Origin of the sequence: Hymenobacter saemangeumensis, from assembly GCF_039541835.1 — a bacterium.
Classification (GTDB): Bacteria; Bacteroidota; Bacteroidia; order Cytophagales; family Hymenobacteraceae; genus Hymenobacter; species Hymenobacter saemangeumensis.
On record NZ_BAABGZ010000082.1, the window covers coordinates 145351 to 163698 of the forward strand.

17 protein-coding genes are annotated in these 18348 nt (G+C 61.6%); 8 read left to right on the forward strand and 9 right to left on the reverse strand.

Features of this window, described 5'->3' with window-relative positions; translation table 11 throughout:
• Positions 1-119: 119 nt before the first annotated feature.
• Entirely contained in the window at positions 120-3962 is a 3843-nt protein-coding gene (locus ABD919_RS23345; protein ID WP_345238510.1) for a choice-of-anchor D domain-containing protein, read from the forward strand.
• A gap of 465 nt (positions 3963-4427) precedes the next feature.
• Positions 4428-4664 (forward strand): hypothetical protein, encoded by a 237-nt coding sequence (locus ABD919_RS23350; RefSeq protein ID WP_345238511.1) that lies wholly within the window; start codon positions 4428-4430, stop codon positions 4662-4664.
• 136 nt (positions 4665-4800) lie between these two features.
• Here the strand turns inward: ABD919_RS23350 and ABD919_RS23355 are convergent, their stop codons facing one another.
• The 3 genes from ABD919_RS23355 to ABD919_RS23365 all read right to left on the reverse strand — a co-directional run bounded on the left by ABD919_RS23355 (position 4801) and on the right by ABD919_RS23365 (position 7868).
• Positions 4801-5358 carry a hypothetical protein gene (locus tag ABD919_RS23355; RefSeq protein ID WP_345238512.1) on the reverse strand — a complete coding sequence of 186 codons (558 nt, stop codon included), beginning with the start codon at positions 5356-5358 and terminating at the stop codon, positions 4801-4803.
• Positions 5359-5462: 104 nt separating this feature from the next.
• On the reverse strand, positions 5463-6002 hold the full coding sequence (locus ABD919_RS23360) for a hypothetical protein (RefSeq protein ID WP_345238513.1): 540 nt from the start codon (positions 6000-6002) through the stop codon (positions 5463-5465).
• Between the two features lie 570 nt (positions 6003-6572).
• Positions 6573-7868 carry a metal-dependent hydrolase family protein gene (locus ABD919_RS23365; RefSeq protein WP_345238514.1) on the reverse strand — a complete coding sequence of 432 codons (1296 nt, stop codon included), beginning with the start codon at positions 7866-7868 and terminating at the stop codon, positions 6573-6575.
• A gap of 183 nt (positions 7869-8051) precedes the next feature.
• Between ABD919_RS23365 and ABD919_RS23370 the strand changes: the two genes are divergently transcribed.
• From ABD919_RS23370 to ABD919_RS23385, 4 genes are all read left to right on the forward strand, one after another.
• Positions 8052-9443 (forward strand): hypothetical protein, encoded by a 1392-nt coding sequence (locus ABD919_RS23370; protein WP_345238515.1) that lies wholly within the window; start codon positions 8052-8054, stop codon positions 9441-9443.
• Positions 9444-9521: 78 nt separating this feature from the next.
• Entirely contained in the window at positions 9522-9773 is a 252-nt protein-coding gene (locus ABD919_RS23375; RefSeq protein ID WP_345238516.1) for an acyl-CoA-binding protein, read from the forward strand.
• Between the two features lie 163 nt (positions 9774-9936).
• Complete coding sequence (locus ABD919_RS23380; RefSeq protein WP_345238517.1) at positions 9937-10971, forward strand: hypothetical protein; 1035 nt, start codon at positions 9937-9939, stop codon at positions 10969-10971.
• A 177-nt stretch (positions 10972-11148) separates the two neighbouring features.
• Positions 11149-12549, forward strand: coding sequence for a S8 family peptidase (locus tag ABD919_RS23385; protein WP_345238518.1), 1401 nt, complete (start codon positions 11149-11151; stop codon positions 12547-12549).
• Between the two features lie 103 nt (positions 12550-12652).
• Here the strand turns inward: ABD919_RS23385 and ABD919_RS23390 are convergent, their stop codons facing one another.
• On the reverse strand, positions 12653-12877 hold the full coding sequence (locus ABD919_RS23390) for a CDGSH iron-sulfur domain-containing protein (protein WP_345238519.1): 225 nt from the start codon (positions 12875-12877) through the stop codon (positions 12653-12655).
• Between the two features lie 204 nt (positions 12878-13081).
• The gene (locus ABD919_RS23395) at positions 13082-13609 is read right to left on the reverse strand and encodes a GNAT family N-acetyltransferase (RefSeq protein WP_345238520.1); all 528 of its coding nucleotides are present in this window, start codon (positions 13607-13609) and stop codon (positions 13082-13084) included.
• Positions 13610-13725: 116 nt separating this feature from the next.
• On the opposite strand from ABD919_RS23395, the gene ABD919_RS23400 reads away from it, so the two are divergent.
• Positions 13726-14118, forward strand: coding sequence for a hypothetical protein (locus ABD919_RS23400; RefSeq protein WP_345238522.1), 393 nt, complete (start codon positions 13726-13728; stop codon positions 14116-14118).
• Positions 14119-14262: 144 nt separating this feature from the next.
• On the opposite strand, the gene ABD919_RS23405 is transcribed toward ABD919_RS23400, so the two are convergent.
• A complete protein-coding gene (locus ABD919_RS23405) occupies positions 14263-14688 on the reverse strand; it encodes a hypothetical protein (protein ID WP_345238523.1) in 426 nt (141 codons plus the stop codon).
• A 139-nt stretch (positions 14689-14827) separates the two neighbouring features.
• Here ABD919_RS23405 and ABD919_RS23410 point away from each other — a divergent pair, with 139 nt between their 5' ends.
• Positions 14828-15451, forward strand: a complete 624-nt coding sequence (locus tag ABD919_RS23410) for a deoxynucleoside kinase (RefSeq protein WP_345238524.1) — start codon at positions 14828-14830, stop codon at positions 15449-15451.
• Positions 15452-16075: 624 nt separating this feature from the next.
• Here the strand turns inward: ABD919_RS23410 and ABD919_RS23415 are convergent.
• From ABD919_RS23415 to ABD919_RS23425, 3 genes are read right to left on the reverse strand one after another with little or no spacing between them, the layout of a single operon-like run.
• A complete protein-coding gene (locus ABD919_RS23415; protein WP_345238525.1) occupies positions 16076-16753 on the reverse strand; it encodes a DUF2461 domain-containing protein in 678 nt (225 codons plus the stop codon).
• Positions 16754-16776: 23 nt separating this feature from the next.
• On the reverse strand, positions 16777-17244 hold the full coding sequence (locus ABD919_RS23420) for a hypothetical protein (protein WP_345238526.1): 468 nt from the start codon (positions 17242-17244) through the stop codon (positions 16777-16779).
• Positions 17244-18305 carry a hypothetical protein gene (locus ABD919_RS23425; protein WP_345238527.1) on the reverse strand — a complete coding sequence of 354 codons (1062 nt, stop codon included), beginning with the start codon at positions 18303-18305 and terminating at the stop codon, positions 17244-17246. Before ABD919_RS23425 ends, ABD919_RS23420 begins: the two co-directional genes overlap by 1 nt.
• Positions 18306-18348 lie beyond the last annotated feature (43 nt).

An 18348-nucleotide genomic window follows, 5' to 3' on the forward strand; every position in this document is an offset into this window, starting at 1 on the left:
CTTACTTTTTGGATAACAAGTAAATAACTTCTAGATTTCGCCCCCTCAACACAATCAACCCGCCGCTGGAGCGCTGACTTTGGCGGCGGGGAGTATCCACCACTTTCCCATTTTTTACTATGAAGTCATTGTTACAATGGAAGGCCAGGGGACTGGCGTCCCTTACCGCGGTAACCTTGCTGGGGGCCGCCCCCGCGATGGCACAGACCGTAGACGGCACCCGCGATGCTTCGTACCCGGCGGCGCTGGCTCTGCAAACCGTGGAAACGGGCTTTGGCGACAACCAGAGCGAGCTCAACAACATCCACGCCCAGATTGTCGGGTCCGACCTCTACATCTTTATCGGTGGCAACCTGGAGGCCAACGGCAACAAGCTGGAGCTGTTCTTCGACACCCGCAGCGGGGGGCAGAACACCCTGGGCAGCAACTCCGGGTACGCCGCCGTCATGAACGGGCTCACGTTCGACAGTGGCTTTTCGGCGGATTTTGGCCTGACCGTTTACCATAATGGCAGCACCCTGCAGGCCGACTACGTGGTGCTGCCCACGGCCGGGGGCGGCGCCACGGGCGCCGTCGCCAACGGCATGGGCAGTCCGCAAGCCCTGAACTTTAACAGCGTGGTGGCCATGTCGGGCACTGGGGAGGCGGCCATCAACAACGCCAACATGGCCGGGGTAGCCGGGGGCGGCTCGGCGGCCGCCAATGCCATGGCTGCTGCTGCCGTAAGCACGGGTATCGAGCTGCGCATTCCGCTGTCGGCGCTGGGAACTTCCGTCGGCAACGGCGATATCAAAATCAATGTCTTCGTGAATGGTGGCGGGCACGACTACGTGTCGAACCAGGTGCTGGCCGGATTGCCGGCTCCGCAGGGCAACCTCGGCGGCAATGGCAGTGGCGGCTACACGGGCGGCACGGCTGGCATCAACTTCGGCAGCTTCGCCGGCAACCAGTTTGTGACCGTGGCCAACGGCATGGCAGCCATGCAGCCGCAAATCGCGGTGTCGCCCAGCTCGCTGAGCTTCTTCAACGTGGCCGTGACGGGCGGTAGCGCTACCCGCACCGTCAACATTGCCAACAACGGGGCCGCTCCGCTTAACGTGAGCAGCATCGTGTCGAACAACGCCGCCTTCACGGCGTCGGCCAACGCGTTCACGGTGGCGGCCGGGGCCTCTGCCAACGTGACCATCACCTTCGACCCCAGCGCGGCCGGGGCCGCCACGGGTACGCTCACCATCAGCTCCAACGACCCCACCAACCCGACCCTAACGGTAAGCATGAGCGGCACCGGCGTAGCCGACGGGCAGGTGGTGCTCGATGGCATGGTGGACGCCAGCCTCTACGGGGCGCCCAAGGCCGTGCAAACCACGCCCACCGGCTTTGGCGACAACCAAAGCGAGCTGAACGCGGCCTACGTGCGCATGACGGCTACCGACCTGTACCTGACGCTGACCGGCAACCTGGAAGGCAACGGCAACAAGCTGGTGCTCTTCTTCGATGCCGACCCCAACGCCGGGCAAACTTCGTTCTCGGCGAGCAACCCCAGCGTGGACTTTGGCGCCTCCAACAACCTGGCTGGCCTGGCCTTCGACCGCGGCTTCCGGCCGGAGTCCTTCCTGTCGCTGAACCACGGCGGCGGCTCACTGTTTGCCAACTTTGCACCCATGAACGGGGCCGGTGGTAGCGGCACCTACCTGAGCACCAGCGGCAATGCCTTCACCCAGATGCTGGACTTCGGCGGGGGCGCGATGGGGGAGCTTTCGTTTAACAACTCCAACACCGCCGGGGTATCCGACATGGCCGTGGGCAACCCCGCGGCAGTAATGACGGGCGTAGAGCTGCGCATTCCCCTCAGCGCGCTGGGCGCCGGCATCACCGGCACCACGCCCATTCACGTGATGGCCCTCATCACCAACGGTGGCTACGACTACCTGTCTAACCAGACCCTGGGCGGCCTGCCCATGGGCACCGGCAACCTGGGTGCCGACGGCAGCGGCAATGGCGGCGTCTCGCCCCTGACCGTGGACTTGCTCAACTTCCCCGGCAACCAGTTCTTCACCGCCCAGCGCGGCAACCTGACCGTGCCCGACACCCGCGACATCGCCGGGGAGTACAACAACGTGACGGTGACGGCCAGCGGCCAGGCCACCATTAACTCGCCGCTCGACATAACCGGCACCTTCCAGGTGCAGGGCACGGCCGGCTTTGCGCCCCTGCCCGGCGCCAACGTTACCGGCAGCGGTGCCACCGTGGTTAGCGGCCTGGGCATCCTGGCCATTACCTCGCCCCAGGGCATTACGGCCAGCGGGGCCAGCGGCAACGTGCAAACCACAACCCGCAACTTCGGCAGCACGGCCGGCTACGCCTACCTGGGCATCACGCCCCAGGTGACGGGCTCGGGCCTGCCCGCCGTAGTAGGCGGACTGGGCGTCAACAACGCCAGCGGCGTGACCTTGTCGCAGGCCGTATCCGTGGGCCAGGTGGTGCGCCTGCAAAACGGTAACCTCAACACCAACGGCAACATGCTCACCCTGCTCTCGACGCCCAGCGCCTCGGCTCTGATTGACAACACGGGCGGCGTAGTGAACGGCACGGTTACGGTGCAGCGCGCCATCAACCCCAGCCTGAACGCCGGCGCCGGCTACCGCCACTACAGCTCGCCGGTGCAAAGCACCACGTTTGCCGACCTGACCACGGCCGGCTTCTCGCCGGTGCTGAACACGGCCTACAATACGGCCGCTAACCCCGGCGCCATCACGCCCTTCCCCAACGTGTTTGGCTACGACGAAAGCCGCATCAACACCAGCCCGGCTACGGGTATCTCCGACTTCGACAAAGGCTGGTTTGTGCCCACCGGCACCATGGTGCCGGGCCGCGGCTACACCGTTAACATCCCCGCCTCGGCGCTCGTGGATTTTGTGGGTGCCCCCAACAACGGCAACCGCAGCCTGACCCTGACCCGCGTGGGCGGCGCCAACGGCGGCTGGCACCTGGTAGGCAACCCGTACCCCAGCCCCATGGACTGGAGCCAGGTGGCCGCCGCCGACCGCAGCGGCCTCGACAATGCCATGTACGTGTTTGAAAGCAGCAGCCAGTATGGCGGCAGCTACCGCAGCTTCGTGAATGGCATGGGCGGCAGCTCCCGCATTGCCATGGGCCAGGGCTTCTTCGTGCGCGTAAGCAGCGGCCAGCCCAGCGGCACGCTCACCTTCCGCAACAGCCAGCGCCTCACCGACTTCACCCAGCAGGTGCCCTTCCGCCGCGACGCCGTGGACACCCGCGCCATGCTGCAGCTGCAGCTAAGCGGTGCCGGCATCAGCGACGAAGCCATTGTGTACTTCCAGGCCGGCGCCCCCGCCGCAGCCGATGCCCAGTACGATGCCGTGAAGCTCAGCAACCCCCACGGCCTGAACCTGGCCTCGCTGGCCGGTACCGACGCCCTGGCCATCAACGGCCTGCCCCTGCTCACGGGCAGCACCGTGCTGCCCCTGCGCGTGGAGGTGCCCGCCGCCGGCAGCTACACTTTCTCGGCCGCAGCCCTTCGCAACCTGCCCGGCACGGTGTACCTGCTCGACGCCAGCACCGGCCAGCGCATCAACCTGAGCCAGCAGCCCAGCTACACCTTCGCTGCTACCGCGGCGCCGCTCACCGGCCGCTTTGCCCTGGTGTTTGAGCCCGCCGCTGCGCCCCTGGCCAGCAACAGTGCCCTGGAAGCTGCCCGCATCAGCGTGTTCCCTAACCCGGCCCAGGGCAAGTTCACCGTGCTGGTGCCCACCGCCGCCAAGGCCGTCACCGTAACCGTGTTCAACAGCCTGGGCCAGCAGGTGCGCCGCGTCTCCCAGCAGGCCACGGCTGATGCCACTGCCGTAGCATTAGATGCCGCCGGCCTCGCCGCCGGTGTGTACACCCTGCGCGTACAGGCCGGCACGGCCGCCCCGGTTACCAAGCGCGTGGTGCTGGAATAGCCCGCCGCGCTTAAGTGAAAAGGGCCTCCTGCGTCAGCGGGAGGCCCTTTTTCATTTGTCTTTTTAAGCGCTGTGCTCTTTCGGAAAGAAACGCTGAAAGCTGCCTGGCAGGGAGTTGTGCTCCACTCGGCTTAACCGGTAGTCAATCCTTCAGAGTAATGATAAGCCATGTAGATAAAGAGCGTGAAACTGGGGAATAGATGAGTTTACGAAACTCATCTATTTGTTGAGTTTCGTAAACTTTGATTCGTAGACGAGTTTCTTAAACTCGCCGGGTATTGTGGCAGCCTGCTAGCGCCTTGTACTGAGCCGCTGCTGACAGTTTAGGAAATGGAGCCTTTAAGCAGCTTGTCTCCGAAGGTTTCGCACGCTGTTGAGGATGGCATAGCCTCCCACTAGAAACAGAGCACCCCAAGAAAGACTTTCCCCTGGGCTGTAGCGGCCCGGCACTATAAACACCTTCGGATGCGCGTCCAAGTGCTGGAGCTGCATGCGTTGGCCAGCTCGAAGGCGTTGGCAGGTTTCGGGGGCAATCCGGAGCGAATACGACTGGCCGTGGAAGCGGAAGTGCACAAACCGGAAAGCCGGCGAAGCGTTGCAGTCCACTTGTACCACTTCCACGGAAACCAGCTGGCCTGCTTCGGCTACTTTGCGCTCGACGAGCTTGCCAGGCAACACCGCGCAGCAGAGCACGACGAGTAGGAGCCCTCCCATCAAGTTAAATTTGTACATGCAGGGCAGAAACAGGTGTTAAATGCTATTTGGCCGCCAAAGAACCGAACACTTTTGCTGTTCAGCGAAAGTGTCGAAAAGCTGCCTAACGCTTGGTGATTTCCCACTACTTATCCTTTTTTGCGCGAAAAAAAGCAGGCACCAGCGCGTGCTGGTTCGTGAAGGAAATACATTGGTTCGTTGCCACGGCCGGGTATCGCCGGGCCCATTTCTGATAGCGCTTCACGCGGAAGGTCCCGCCGCTTTTGTAGTAGGTTTGGAGCTGCTCGTCGAAGTAGGAGTCCTCCCCCTCGTCTTCCTCGTCCTCTCGGGGCAGTGCCTGCACGTGACGGACGGTGTGCGCAAAGACATACACGGTGTCGCCTTTTACGAATTTGCGGGCGCAATTATCATAGCCTTGTAGCACCAGCAGGGTATCGCGTCGGGTCTGGCCCTTGAGCCGGCGGGTGACGCGCAGCAGCACATCATACCCGCCCAAAAAGCGTTTGCTCATGCCCGGCTCTCCGGGTGGAATAGCCGCGAGGGGTTGCCCGGCAAAGACCTCATCGGATTGGTTGTAGAGTTGCTGCAGCTGCTCTTCGGTCTCAAACCACCGGCACCCACAGGCAAGGCAGAGGGCCGCCAGGCTGAGTAGGCATAGAAGAGGACCAGTGCTGCGGGGCATGGGATGGGTTTAAAGCCTCAAGATAGCGGAAGCAGAGTTGGCTGTTCACTGAAACGGTGGTGCCCTAAACTTAAGCCTGTTTGGTGAAAGGAGGGAAATGTGTATTAGGGCCAAATGGTATACACTCTTTCTGATGAGCTAACCGTTCCGGTCCAAGTATCTTCCTTACGAGCGTCTTCGCTGGGCTCAATAGCATAAATGGCCCGCATCCGACAGCGCATGCTTTTGCCGAATTTCTTTTCCAGGCGGGGGGACAACTGCCACTCAGTCGGGGTGAACGTCACATCCAAGACATAGAAGCCGCCGGGCTCCACGGTAATGGTAGTGGGAGCGTTCTTTTCCCGGAGCAGCTGTGGCCGTTTTTGCGAGCGGACGGTTTGGCCATTGGGGTAGGTTATTTCAAAGGAGAGGGCCGACTCACCCCAACTGTTCCATTCTTCAAAGAAGCGCAGCGGCGTTGTAGAGGTGTTGGTGAGCAGCACATGGAAGTGGCCGTGCGTGCTGAAGCTAATAGAGGCATCGGGGGAGATGCGGCTGGAATACTCGGTGGGAATAATCTGAAGGGTCAGACCAGCGGGGTTTTGAGCGCTTACAGGCTGTAAGGTGAGCATAGCCAGCATCCACAAGAACAACATGCGTTTCATAAGGTGGAATTAAGCGTGGGTTTACGAAAAGGGTAGAATTAGCAAACGAGGCAGCGCCACTGGCGCGTGTCTGCCACACGTGCTTCCCGGCACCGCGTCTGCGACGCGAACTGTCCGCGCTGCCTCGTTTGCTCGTTCAACCGTCGCGTCACAGACGCGAAACCGAAGGGCACGCGTCGCAGACGCGCGCCAGCAGGGACAGTTTAGAAAATGGAGCGTGGCTGCTGTGTAGCGGCACCAGCTACGATTACCCGCTAATGCCAACAGCTACACGTTGTTGTCAGGCTTTAGCATTAAGGAGAGCCCTGATACTACAACTACCGTAATGAGAACAGCGATTCCTGTGAGCACCTTTCGCCAAGCACTATCCGCTGGAACCGTATATGCGGCAAGTAGAATAGGGCCTGCGAATGATAAGATTAAACAGCAGGCTATGAAAAACTGGAGTACAAACATGCTTCCAAGCTAAAGAAGTTACAATAAAAATTGCTGAGCACAGCAGGTTATCTTCTGCCAGCGAAACGGTACAATTAGCAAACGAAGCAGCCTCTGCTTCCCCTCACACCACTACTATTCCTGTCGGTACGTTACGCCCGCCTTCATCACGAATTTCGGGCGCATCAAAGCCGAAATGTCCTGCAGCGGGTCGCCGTCGAAGGCCACCACGTCGGCCAGCTTGCCGGCTTCGAGGCTGCCCAGGTTGGCCGTCTGGCCCAGCAGCTCGGCGGCACTCAGGGTGGCCGAGCGAATGGCCTCCAGGGCGGGCATGCCGGCTTCGGTCATGTAGCCAAACTCCAGGGCATTCACGCCGTGGCGGTACACGCTGGCGTCGGTGCCGAAGGCGATTTTGACCCCGGCCTTGTAGGCCCGGCCGAAGGTGCCCTGCAGCTTGGGGCCAATGGCCAGGGCCTTAGGCGTCACCAGGGCCGGGTAGTAGTTGGGAATCTTGGCCGAGTCGGCCACCGACTTGCCGGCCGTGATGGTGGGCACGTACCAGGTGCCTTTCTGCTTCATCAGCTTCATGGTTTCGTCGTCCATCAGCGTGCCGTGCTCGATGCTGGTCACGCCCGCCCGCACGGCCCGTTTCATGCCCTCGGCGCCGTGGGCGTGGCAGGCCACCACCAGGCCCAGGTCGCGGGCGGTTTCCACCACGGCCCGGATTTCCTCTTCCGTCATCTGCGGGGCCGAGCCGTCTTTGGCTACTGAGAGTACCCCGCCGGTAGAGGCAATCTTGATAACGTCGGCGCCGCGCTTGTACTGCTCGCGCACGGCCTGCCGGGCTTGGTCGGGGCCGTTTACCACGCCCTCGGCGGGGCCGGGCACGCCCATCAAGTCCAAGCGGTAGCCGTTGGTGGGGTCCATGTGCCCACCCGTGCCGGAAATGGCCTTGCCCGCCGTGAAGATGCGCGGCCCCACCACCTGCCCGCGGTTGATGGCATTGCGCAAGCTCACGTTTACACCCGAGCCGCCCAGGTCGCGCACCGTGGTAAAGCCGGCCAGCAGGGTGGTGCGGGCGTAGCCCAGGGCCTGGTAAGCCACGTCGGCCGGGTTCTGGGTGAACTCCTTGAGGAAATTGTCTTTGCTGGTTTCGCCTTCCACGTGCACGTGGCAGTCAATCAGGCCGGGCAGCACCGTACGGCTTTCCAGGTTGATAACCTTGTCCTGGGGCCCGGCAGCCGGGGTGTAGCCGCTTTGCACGGCCGTTATCCGGTCCTTTTCCACCACAATGGTTTGCTGCTTGAGCAGCTTGCCGCTGCGCACGTCGAGCAGCTGCCCGCAGTGCAGGTAGGTTTTTTGGGCGAATGCAGCCGGACTGAGCAGGAGCAGGGCCGTCACGGCCAGGGCATGCGTAATGGTTACGGTCATAAGGAAGTGAATAGGACGCCAAGGTACAAGCTGCCGGGTGGCTACCCAACACTTGTTCTGGCCGACCAGCCAGGCGCCCCGGGGCGGTGTTCCCATTGCGGGGCTGATGCCTGACTATGTAGCCGCTTGAATCCTACAGAATTCGCATCTACCTTGCGCTACCTTTCTTCTTCTCGTTTTTCTATGACAACAAGCTTCACTCTCAATGGCTTATGGGCCATTGGGGCTGGCGCAGCCTGCCTGCTGCTTTCGGCGTCGGCTGCCCGGGCCCAGTCCATTGGCATTGGCACCGACGTGCCGCATCCGGCCGCTGCGCTCGACATTGCCGCTAGCGGCAAGGGCCTGCTCATTCCCCGCCTGGATTCAGCTGCCCGGGTGGCCATTGCCAGCCCGCCGGATGGGCTGATGGTGTTCCAGACCAACTTTCGCAAGGGCTTCTGGTATGCCATCGGGGGCAGCTGGGTGCACATTCCCAGCAGCGTCACGGCCCCGGCCGACAACCTGGGCAACCACCAGGCTACCCAGCCCCTGGCGTTTCAGACGGCCGACGGCGACAAGATTCTGCTGACAACTGCCGGGGCCGGCGGCTCCAGAATCAGCCATGTTGGCGGCGGGCAGCTGGCCTATTATGCCGGCCTCAGCCAGCAAACTGGTTTCAACACGGGCACGCACCGCTTTTTCACATCCAGACCCGGGGGCGGCTACGACGAGCACCTGCGCATCAGCTCTTCCGGGCAAGTCTGGGTGCTGAATTCCCTGGCCATTGACCAGGCGGGAGCGAATACGGGCCTTACGAATGGGCTGCAGCTCGGTGGTACCGGCAGCTTATCAGGGCTGGCTTCCAACCGTGTTTCGGGTAGCGCCAACCGCTTTGGCCTCGACCTCTACACCAACTTCGAGCCCCGTCTCAGCGTTGTCAGTGGTGGCAACGTCGGCATTGGCACCCAAAGCCCCGGTACCCGGCTCGAAGTCAACGGCACGGCTTACGTCAACGCCGAAAACAACGGCTTTGTAGTGGATGAAGGCGGGCAGCGCCGGGTGGGGCTGATGAAATACGCCGGCCGCGAAGGCGGCATCTGGCGGGCCATCAACCAGCGCTTCGAAATTGGCCGCGTCAATGTGTTCGACCTGACCACCGCCACCGGTAGCAACCAGTTCGTGACGGACCTTTACGTGGGCGGAGATGGCCGGGTAGGGGTGGGCACCACCGCGCCAGTGGAAAGGCTCGACGTGAGCGGCCGCATAAGCACCGATAACATCGTGCTGCGCAACTTCAGCGCCCACCAATCCACACTGCTGGCCATCCGCGGGACCGACGGGGCCCTGGGCCAGCCGCATACGACTACCGGCAACCAGGTCACGGCCGCAACCGGCGGGGCCTACTCCTGGACCTGGACCCACAACCTGGGTTTTAAGCCCCTGGTAATGGTAACGGCCGAAGCAATAAACCCCGGCTCCTCGCGCCCCAACGCGGCCGTCAGCTACGAGCACCTCGACGACAACCGGGTAAGACTTTGGCTTTACAACAACGGGGTCGTGATGGATTTTAAAATCCACGCCGTCATCATCCGCTAAGCCCTGCCACCCGAATACGGCTTTTGCGCGTAAGTTGCGGGCCTTCCTGAGCGTTTCAGGAGCCTAAATCCTCATCCCATGACCACGCAAGAAGATTTCGAAGCCGCCGCCCAGCGCGCCCAGCAGCTGCCCAGCAAGCCCTCCAACATGGTGCTGCTCCAGCTCTACGCCCTCTACAAGCAAGCCACCGAAGGCGACGTATCCGGCGACCGGCCCGGCGGCTTCGACTTTAAAGCCATTGCCAAGTACGACGCCTGGACCGGCCTGCGCGGCACCAGCAAAGACGCTGCCCGCCAACAGTACGTAGAGCTGGTAAACAGCCTCTCCTAATCAATGGGTGAATGAGCGAATGGGTGAATGAGCGAATGATTTTTTCATTTGGCCATTCGCCCGTTCTTTTTCGAATTCGTCTCGTTAAATCGGTGAGCACAGGTGATAAGATGGTCGGAAAATCACGCCCATTCAGCCATTCACCCATTCGCTCATTGCCTCCATGGACATCTCCCGGAAAAAGCCCAGCTACCCCGTCAGCCCGCTGCTGCTGCGCTACCTGGAAGACTACGACCGTCGCGCCAAGCTGCCAGTTACCTACTCCGACCTGCTGCGCTTCAGCGGCAGCTTCCCGCGCCACGACCGGGCCGGGAATGACACCCTCTGGCAAACCGTGTTTTACGAGCCCAGCACCCTGCGCGAGCTCAGTGAGGGACTAACGGAGGTGTATGTGCAGCTGCGCATTGCCGGCGACCCCTCGTTTTCGGCCCACCTCGTGGCCGACCGCGTCGACTACTGCCACTTCGGCAACTCCAATCCGTTCCGGGTGCGCATCGTCAACCTGCTCAACGACAACTACGACTACTTCTACGTCAAGAAAGCCGATGCTTCCCGGCTCTACGGCCTGGAGCTGGAGCACCTGCTCTCGCCCAACCGCATCAACTACCTGGTGGATGGCGAGACCCTGATTGAGGAGCACATCGTGGGCATTCCCGGCGACGACTTCATCAAGCACCGCCTGCCGCAGCCCCACCTCAACCAGGTGCGCCTGGCCAAGGAGTTTGTCAAGTTCAACGAGCGCTGCTTTGTGCGCCTGCTCGGCGACATGCGCGCCTACAACTACGTCATCGCCATCACCCCCGACTTTGAGGACGAGCAGTACCGCGTGCGGGCCATCGACTTTGACCAGCAGAGCTACGAGGGCCGGCGCACCATGTACCTGCCGCAGTTTTTCAAAGACAACAACCCCGTGGTGGAGATGTGCGCCCGCAACCTCAAGCCCGAAACCGTGCGCCAGTACCAGGCCGAGGAGCGCACCCTCATTGCCCGCCGCGTGCGCACCGAGCGCTACCGCCTTAAAGACCTGTTCGACGCCATGCGCCAGGACGAGCTGGCCCCGCCCGAAAAAATCCAGCAGCTCTGCCAGGAGCTCAACCAGCACTACAAGGCCCCGCACTTTGACCGCTGCCGCAGCATGGGTGATGTCGTGCGCCTGCATATTAAGTTAATGTTAATAAGGCAGTTGCGCGTTGAGTAGCAGTGGTGGAGCACTAATTGAGCGCGGCTTGTGAAATGGACTTGTTTTGTGAAATTGTGGTAAGTGTTTTTATGATATTATGAGACGTTTTGTGAAAATTTTTCAATAAAAACGCAACTTTGTAATCGAAGTGTCTGTAATAGGCGCAAATAATTGCTAACCTTCACTTCCATTTTCATGAAAAACAACTTCCCTTCCATGACCAACAAATGCATTGCGATGGCTGCCCTGCTTGGCCTATTTGCCCTGGCAAGCTGCGAAAAGACTGTTGAAGGCCCTTCGGCAGCGGCCAACGAAAGCGCAGCCGTCAGCGGTGAAGCCGGCCTGAATTATGTGGCCAATGAGGTGCTGGTAAAATTTAAAAACGGCACCTCTGCCAGCGTCAAAGCTGCTGCTTTAGCCAAGGTAAGCGGCGAAATCAGCGAAACCATCTTCACCAAAGCCATGGAGAAGTCGGGCGAAACCGAAGCGTTGCTGCTGGTACGCACCCCGCTGGCAACCCTGGAAGCGGTGGGCCTGCTGAAAGGGGGCGACGTAGCGTATGCCGAGCCTAACTTTATCTACACCCACCAGGCTGTTTCCTCTGACCCCTACTTTACCAATGGTTCTCTGTGGGGCATGTATGGCAGCAACACATCGCCCGCCAACCAGTATGGTTCGGGTGCCGCCGCTGCTTGGGCCGTGGGCCACACCGGCTCGAAGACGGTGGTGATGGGTATCATCGACGAAGGCGTCCAGGTTAGCCACCCCGACCTGAAGGCAAACGTGTGGGTGAACCCCTACGACCCGGCTGACGGCGTGGACAACGACGGCAACGGCTACATTGACGATATCAATGGCTGGGACTTCGACGGCAACAACAACAGCGTGTATGATGGTGGTACCCGTGGTGCCCTTGACGACCACGGCACGCACGTGGCCGGCACCATTGGCGCTTCGGCCAACTCCGAAGGCGTAGCTGGTGTAAACTGGGCCGTGACCATGATTTCCTGCAAGTTCCTGGGCCGCAACGGTGGCACTACCGCCAACGCCGTAAAGGCCGTGGATTACCTCAATGACCTGAAATCCCGCCACGGCATGAACATTGTGGCCAGCAACAACTCCTGGGGCGGTGGCGGCTTCTCGCAGGCCTTGTCCGACGCCGTTGACCGTGCCAACACCCGCAACATCCTCTTCATTGCCGCAGCCGGCAACGGTGGCAGCGACGGTGTGGGCGATGACAACGACGTAACCGCCAGCTACCCTTCTAACCTGCCCCAGGCTAACGTAATTGCAGTAGCCGCCATCACGTCGGCAGGTGCCAAATCGAGCTTCTCGAACTACGGCGCTACCACTGTCGACCTGGGCGCACCCGGCTCGGGCGTGTGGTCCACCACGGCCTTCAGCAATTACTCGTCGTACAACGGCACTTCCATGGCTACCCCGCACGTATCCGGCGCGGCCGCGCTCTATGCTTCTACGCACGCTGGTGCTACGGCTGCCGATATTAAAGCTGCCATCCTGGGCAGCACGGTGCCTACCTCTTCCCTCACGGGCAAGTGCGTAACCGGCGGCCGCCTCAACGTAAGCGGCTTCTAAGCCTGGTAAAGTCTGGCGGAAAACGCTTTCTGGTACCAACAAAAAAACGCCTGCTGAACCAGCAGGCGTTTTTTTGTTGTGCATGGTCCGGCAGCATGCGGCCTTATACCTTGGGCGCGGGCAGGTCGAAGGCTTCGGCATTATGCTCGAAATGCCCTTTGTGGGAGCCGTCGCAGAACGGCTTCTGCTTGCTCAGGCCGCAGCGGCAGATGCTGATGCGCTGGCGGCCGCCCAGGCCATAGGGCTGGCCCTGGGCATCTACTAGCTCAATATTTTCGCCCTCTACGCGGAGCGAGCCATTGGAAAGAACGGTGAGTTTGATGGACATGGTGGTGAAGGGAGTTATGAATTATGAGTTATTTTTTCATCAGGCTTGGAGCAACTGCTCCGCAATGGTCAAAGCTACGCTTCCTGTTCCGTTTCAGTCAGAAGGAGTTTAATTCATAATTCATAATTCATAATTCATAATTCATAATTCATAATTCATAATTCATAATTCATAATTCATAATTCATAACTCACAGCTCACAGCTCAACCTCCCAGCTCCTTGCGCAGCACGAAGTCGTTCATGAAGTAGGGCCCAATCGGAATGTCTTCCTCGCGGTGGCGCACGAAGCCGCGGCGCTCGTAGAAGCTGATGGCGGGGTTGTAGCGGTTTACGTTCAGCTCCAGGAAGGGGCCGCCGGCGTCGCGGGCCGCTTTTTCCACGGCTTCAATCAGGTGCACGCCCAGGCCCTGGCCCTGCCGGCTGGGCAGCACGTAAATCTTGTGCAGCTTGTAGGCCGTGCGGCCGTTGGGCTGGGGCAGGGGCCCAAAGGAGGCATAGCCGGCCGGCTTGCCATCTACATAAGCCAGCAGAAAGGTGTGCTGCTGCTCGCTCATCTGCCGCTTGAGCGAGGCCGGCGTGTAAATCACCCGGTACATGTACTCAATCTGCTCCCGTGAGATGATGAAGCGGTAGGTGGGCTCCCAGGTAGCTTCGGCCAGCTCAATAATGGTGGGAATGTCGCGGAGCGTGGCCGGCTCAATGCGCGGCGGGGCAGTGGGGGCAGTGGTCATAATTCGCAAAACACGAAATTGCAGCGAAAATCCGGAACAAGGGAAATGTTGGGCTTACGCTTGGCCCAGCAATTGCGTTGGTCGCGGCCGGTTTTATCCCCTTTACTTCAGCCTTTATGAAAACCTTCCTTTTACTGCCTCTGCTGGTACTGGGCACAGCCCTGCACGGGCAGGCCCAAACCAAGCCGGCTGCTACTGCCACCACTCCGGCCAGCACGGCCCAGCACGACGAGGACGTGCAGAAGCACCTGCTCAGCGAGAACATCGACCTGAGCAAGGCCCGCGCCGACGAGCTGCCCGACTTGTTTGAGCGCTTCATCAGCACCACCCGCGAGGAGCGGCGGGGCTGGACTTACCGCAACTGGAGCGACGCCGACCGGGTGCTGGCTCGCCTCACCGCCCGCTACCAGCAGGTGCACAGCGAGCTGCCCATGGAGGAGCGGGTTCGCATCCGCGCCTTTCAAGCCGAGTTTCGCACGCTGAAAGGCATTCGTAAGGTAGGGGAGTAGGCGGCTGGCGAGCTCGCCGCTGAGTGGCCTACGAAGAATCCTTGCTCCGGGCGCGCTGCACAAGCTGCTGCGGCAGGCATGTGGAGCAAGGGTTTTTTGCCCAGCTGCAGGTAGGATAAAAAGGGTATTGCCAGGCTTCGGGGCTCACTGCCGGCGCAGCCATGCCACGGCTTCGTCCAGGTCGTCGAACAGCTCAATGGCAAGGTGGGGGCGCACGGCCTGCACAAACTGCTGCGTGGCCAGGCCATTCTCGTGGCGCGGCGACAGCACGTAAGCCAGGGCCTTGATGCCCACGGCCAGGGCCTGGGGCAGCCATTCGTACTGCAGCCAGGGTAAGGCCTCGCTCCAGTCGCCGCCGGCATCGCGCTTGTCGTTGAGCAGCCGGGTGTAGGTCAGCTGCTGCCGCCACTGCCCGCCGTGCTGGACCACGCGGATGACCTCGGTGCTGGTGAGCTGCCCGTGCCAGCGAACGTGCAGGAGCTCATCGGCCGGGTAGTGTAGGTATTCGGCCAGCGGGGCCCCGTGCGCATCGGGCAGGGTAAGCAGGTGGGTATAATCTGTAGCAAGCATGGAAAGTAGCCGCTGGCGGAAAGGTGGAAACGCAACCAACATTAAGCCATTTTTTGTGTATTTCCAATAGCGCCGCATCCTGAGCCGCCGCTTACCTTTGGGATTCTGCCGTTCCCTCGTTTATTTCTGTTCGTAGCGTATGCACATTGCCATCGTCGGCAACATTGGCGCCGGTAAAACCACGCTGGCCCACAAGTTGGCTCATCATTTTCGCTGGGAAGTATTCCTGGAAGACGTGGATGACAATCCTTACCTCAAGGATTTTTACCACGACATGCCCCGCTGGGCATTTCACCTGCAGGTGTACTTTCTCAATGGCCGCTTCCGGCAGACGCAGCAGATAAAGGAGCTGCAGAAGGCCGGGCGCGGCATTATTCAGGACCGTACCATCTACGAGGATGCCCACATCTTCGCCGCCAACCTGCACGAGTCGGGCCTGCTCGAAACCCGCGACTTCAACAACTACTACGCCTTGTTCGAGTCGATGATAAGCCTGGTGGAGCCGCCCGACCTGCTGCTCTACCTGCGTGCCGACCTGTCTAAGCTCATCAACCAGATTGAGAAGCGCGGCCGCGACTACGAGAACAGCATCAGCATCGAGTACCTCAAAAACCTCAACGAGCACTACGAGAAGTGGATTGCCGGCTATAACCACGGCCGCCACCTCATCGTGGACGTCAGCGAGCTGGACTACGTGAAAAACCCCGAACACCTGGGCGTCATCATCGACAAAATCAACGGCACCCTGTTCGGGCTGTTCTAAGCCTTTGCTGCGCGCACTTTGCAATAAAAAAGCCCCGAGGCCCGTGCCGGCCTTGGGGCTTTTTACATTTTTGCAGTGAAGCTGTTAAACGGTCATGCTGAGCGAAGGCGGAGCATCTTGCCAGGAGAAGTAATCAATTTAGAGCGGTTCTCTGGTTGATGTACAACGTCGTTCTCGTAGTCGCCTCACCCCCCGGCCCCCAAAAAATGCTTAATTCGCATTTCCGAAAAGGAGAGGGGGAGGCACAGGGTTGACCCATACAAAAACTGAAATCCGCTGTAATTGGGGTTACTCTCGTGGCAGAGATGTTTCGCTGCGCTCAGCATAACAGTAAAGAGAGAGTTTTGAAGCCTCCTAAACAGAGTTATACTCGTCCCAAAGCGCCTTGCGGAATCGTCTGACGGATGTAGAGACGCAATATTTTGCGTCTCGTCGTTGAACGACAACGGCAGAACGTGCGAACAGCGCAGTCCCGGCTTTAATGGCGCAGTCCCGCAGACGCAAAATGTTGCGTCTCTACTTCGTTTAGCTTTCGTAGAGCACGTCGCGAGAAGTATAAAAACAGGCAGGAACCTGTGAGCAGGCTAAATTGGCCTTGCTTCGCCATAACAAAAGCGGGCACGCCTACTCCCCATTCGTCAGCGCCTCGTTGAGAAAGCGTACCAGGGGCCGGGCGGCGGTCATTCCGGCAATTACCTCCGCTACAAAGCCGGGCGCTAGTACCTGCTCATCGGTGAAGTAGCGGCTCACGCCGTACTCCTTTAGCTTCAGCCAGGGCAAATCGGGGTCGGTTGCGGCGTAGCCCCGCGGCGGCCGGCTCAGCTGGGCCACGCTCAGGTCGAGGCCAGCCGGAAAATGCCGCAGCAGCGCAGGCGCCTGCAGGATTTGGTGAAAGCCGGGGCTGTTGTAGTGAATCTCCTGGCGGATGCGCCCGAGCATGGCCGTATCGGGGTGGAAGATGCCGGCCCAGAGCCGGCTCTGCCCGCCGGGCTGAATGCCCACGTAGTAGCCGGCCCGGGGCGCGTGGCGGCCGCCGCGCTTCAGGCCGGCCCCCATGCGGCGCTTGTAGGGCTCCGGGTCGCGCTGCCCCCGGTCGTTTTTATGCAGCCGAAACATCACATCCGCGGGCCTTAAGCCCGCCAGCTCGGCATCGGCGGCCGGGGCGCCGGCGAGAACCCGGCTAATCAGCTCCGTGAAGGCCGCGCGGGCCTGCTGGTATTCGGGGCGGTGTTCGGCCATCCAGGCCGTGGTGTTGTTGGCTGCCAGCTCACGCAGAAACTGCAGCAGATAAGCAAGGTCCATAGAGCAGGAGTAAACAGCCCGGCTTACGGATGAAAGGGCCGCAGCGGCCAACGCGAGAGGTTGAAGGCCGCCGTAACCTGCCCAACCAGGCTGGCGCGGATTACCAGCACCAGGTGGAAGGGCCGCGCCGGCTGCGCCAGTATGGATTGCAGCGCCGGGGCCAGGCCTTCGCCGCGCAGCTCCAGCGGGCCCAGCTCATCGAGCACCAGCCAGCGGGTGCCGGGCCGGGCGGCAGCGCCCCGCAGGCTGGCGTTGGCCCATTCAAAAGCCGCCCGGGAAAACTGGAACCGGCCAATGGTCAATGGCCTCGCTTCGCCCAGTCGGGCCGCTGCCGGCCAGGCAAAGCCGGTCTCCAGGTCGTGAAACATGCGCCCCTGCGGACCGTCGGGCATGAGCAGACCGGCAGCGCCTGGGGTAGCGCGGGCCCAGGCCATCAGCCGGGTGGTTTTGCCGCTGCGGATGGGGCCGGTAAGTAAGTAAATGGCGGGCATCAGGGCAGCGGAGCGGAGGCCGGGCCGGGGCCGGCCGGTACTGGCAGCAGGGTATTCAGGGCCAGGGCCTGCGTCATCAGGCGCAGCCGGGCCAGGCCCTGGTGCCGGGCCGTGAGCTGCCAGCAGGCCTGCACCAGCCGCCGCGTGGCCGGCAGCAGCTCCAGGGCAGCTTCCAGGTCGCTGGCCCAGCGCCCGTGCTGCGCACCGGTAAGCCAGCGCCGAATGATGCGCAGCAGCAGCGGGGCCAGCAGCAGGGCCCAGGCCCCGTAAATCAGAGCCGAGCGCAGCAGCAGCCCGGCCAGGCCTTTCTCCCCGAGTGGGCCCGCACTCCACCACCCGGCCTGGCTGCCGAGCCACACCAGGGCAAGGAGTGCCCAGGCGGCCATCAGCACGCTGCCGGGGCGCCACCTGCGCCGGCGCGGAACCGCCGTTGCCGGCAAGGGCGGTTCAGCCAGGCTTGCTGCCACGGGGCCGGGCTGGGGCAGCAGCAGCTCGGGGCGCAGCTGAGCCAGGGTGGGCAGCCGCTGGTGCAGGCCGCCGGCCCACCAGCCCAGCGCCAGGCCGGCCAGGGCGTGCCCGCCCAGCCACAGGCCCACCAGCAGCAGGGCATAGTCGGCCTGGGAGGTGCCCAGGAGCTTATCAACGAAGGCGTTGAAGGCCACGGCGGGGGACTTACCCATCAGCAGCCAGAGCACCAGCACCTGCTGCCCGGCCGATTCCAGCATGGTGAGCCCGCCCAGCAGCATGCCCCGCAGCCGGGGAGCCGCCCGGGGCCAGCTCAGCAGCTCGCCCAGCACGCCCTGAAAAGCCACGGCCAGGTAAGCAGTAGGGGGGCTCTGCGGGCTTAGCAGGGCCTTGATGCTGAGCACCACCAGCAGGCCGCGCAGCACGGCGCCCCGGCGGGCGGCTTCCTCACCCAGCACGTGAATCAGCACAATGGAGGCGCCGCCCACCAGCAAGCCGGTAAGGGGAAGCTTGAAAGCGTGCAGTACCCCACCGAGCAAGGCCTCGCTCAGGCTCCACAGAACTATCAGGCGCAGCGTGGCAGCGGACGGACGCATTGAGGGCAATTACTAAATGGCAGCGCCAAGCGATGGAACAGGC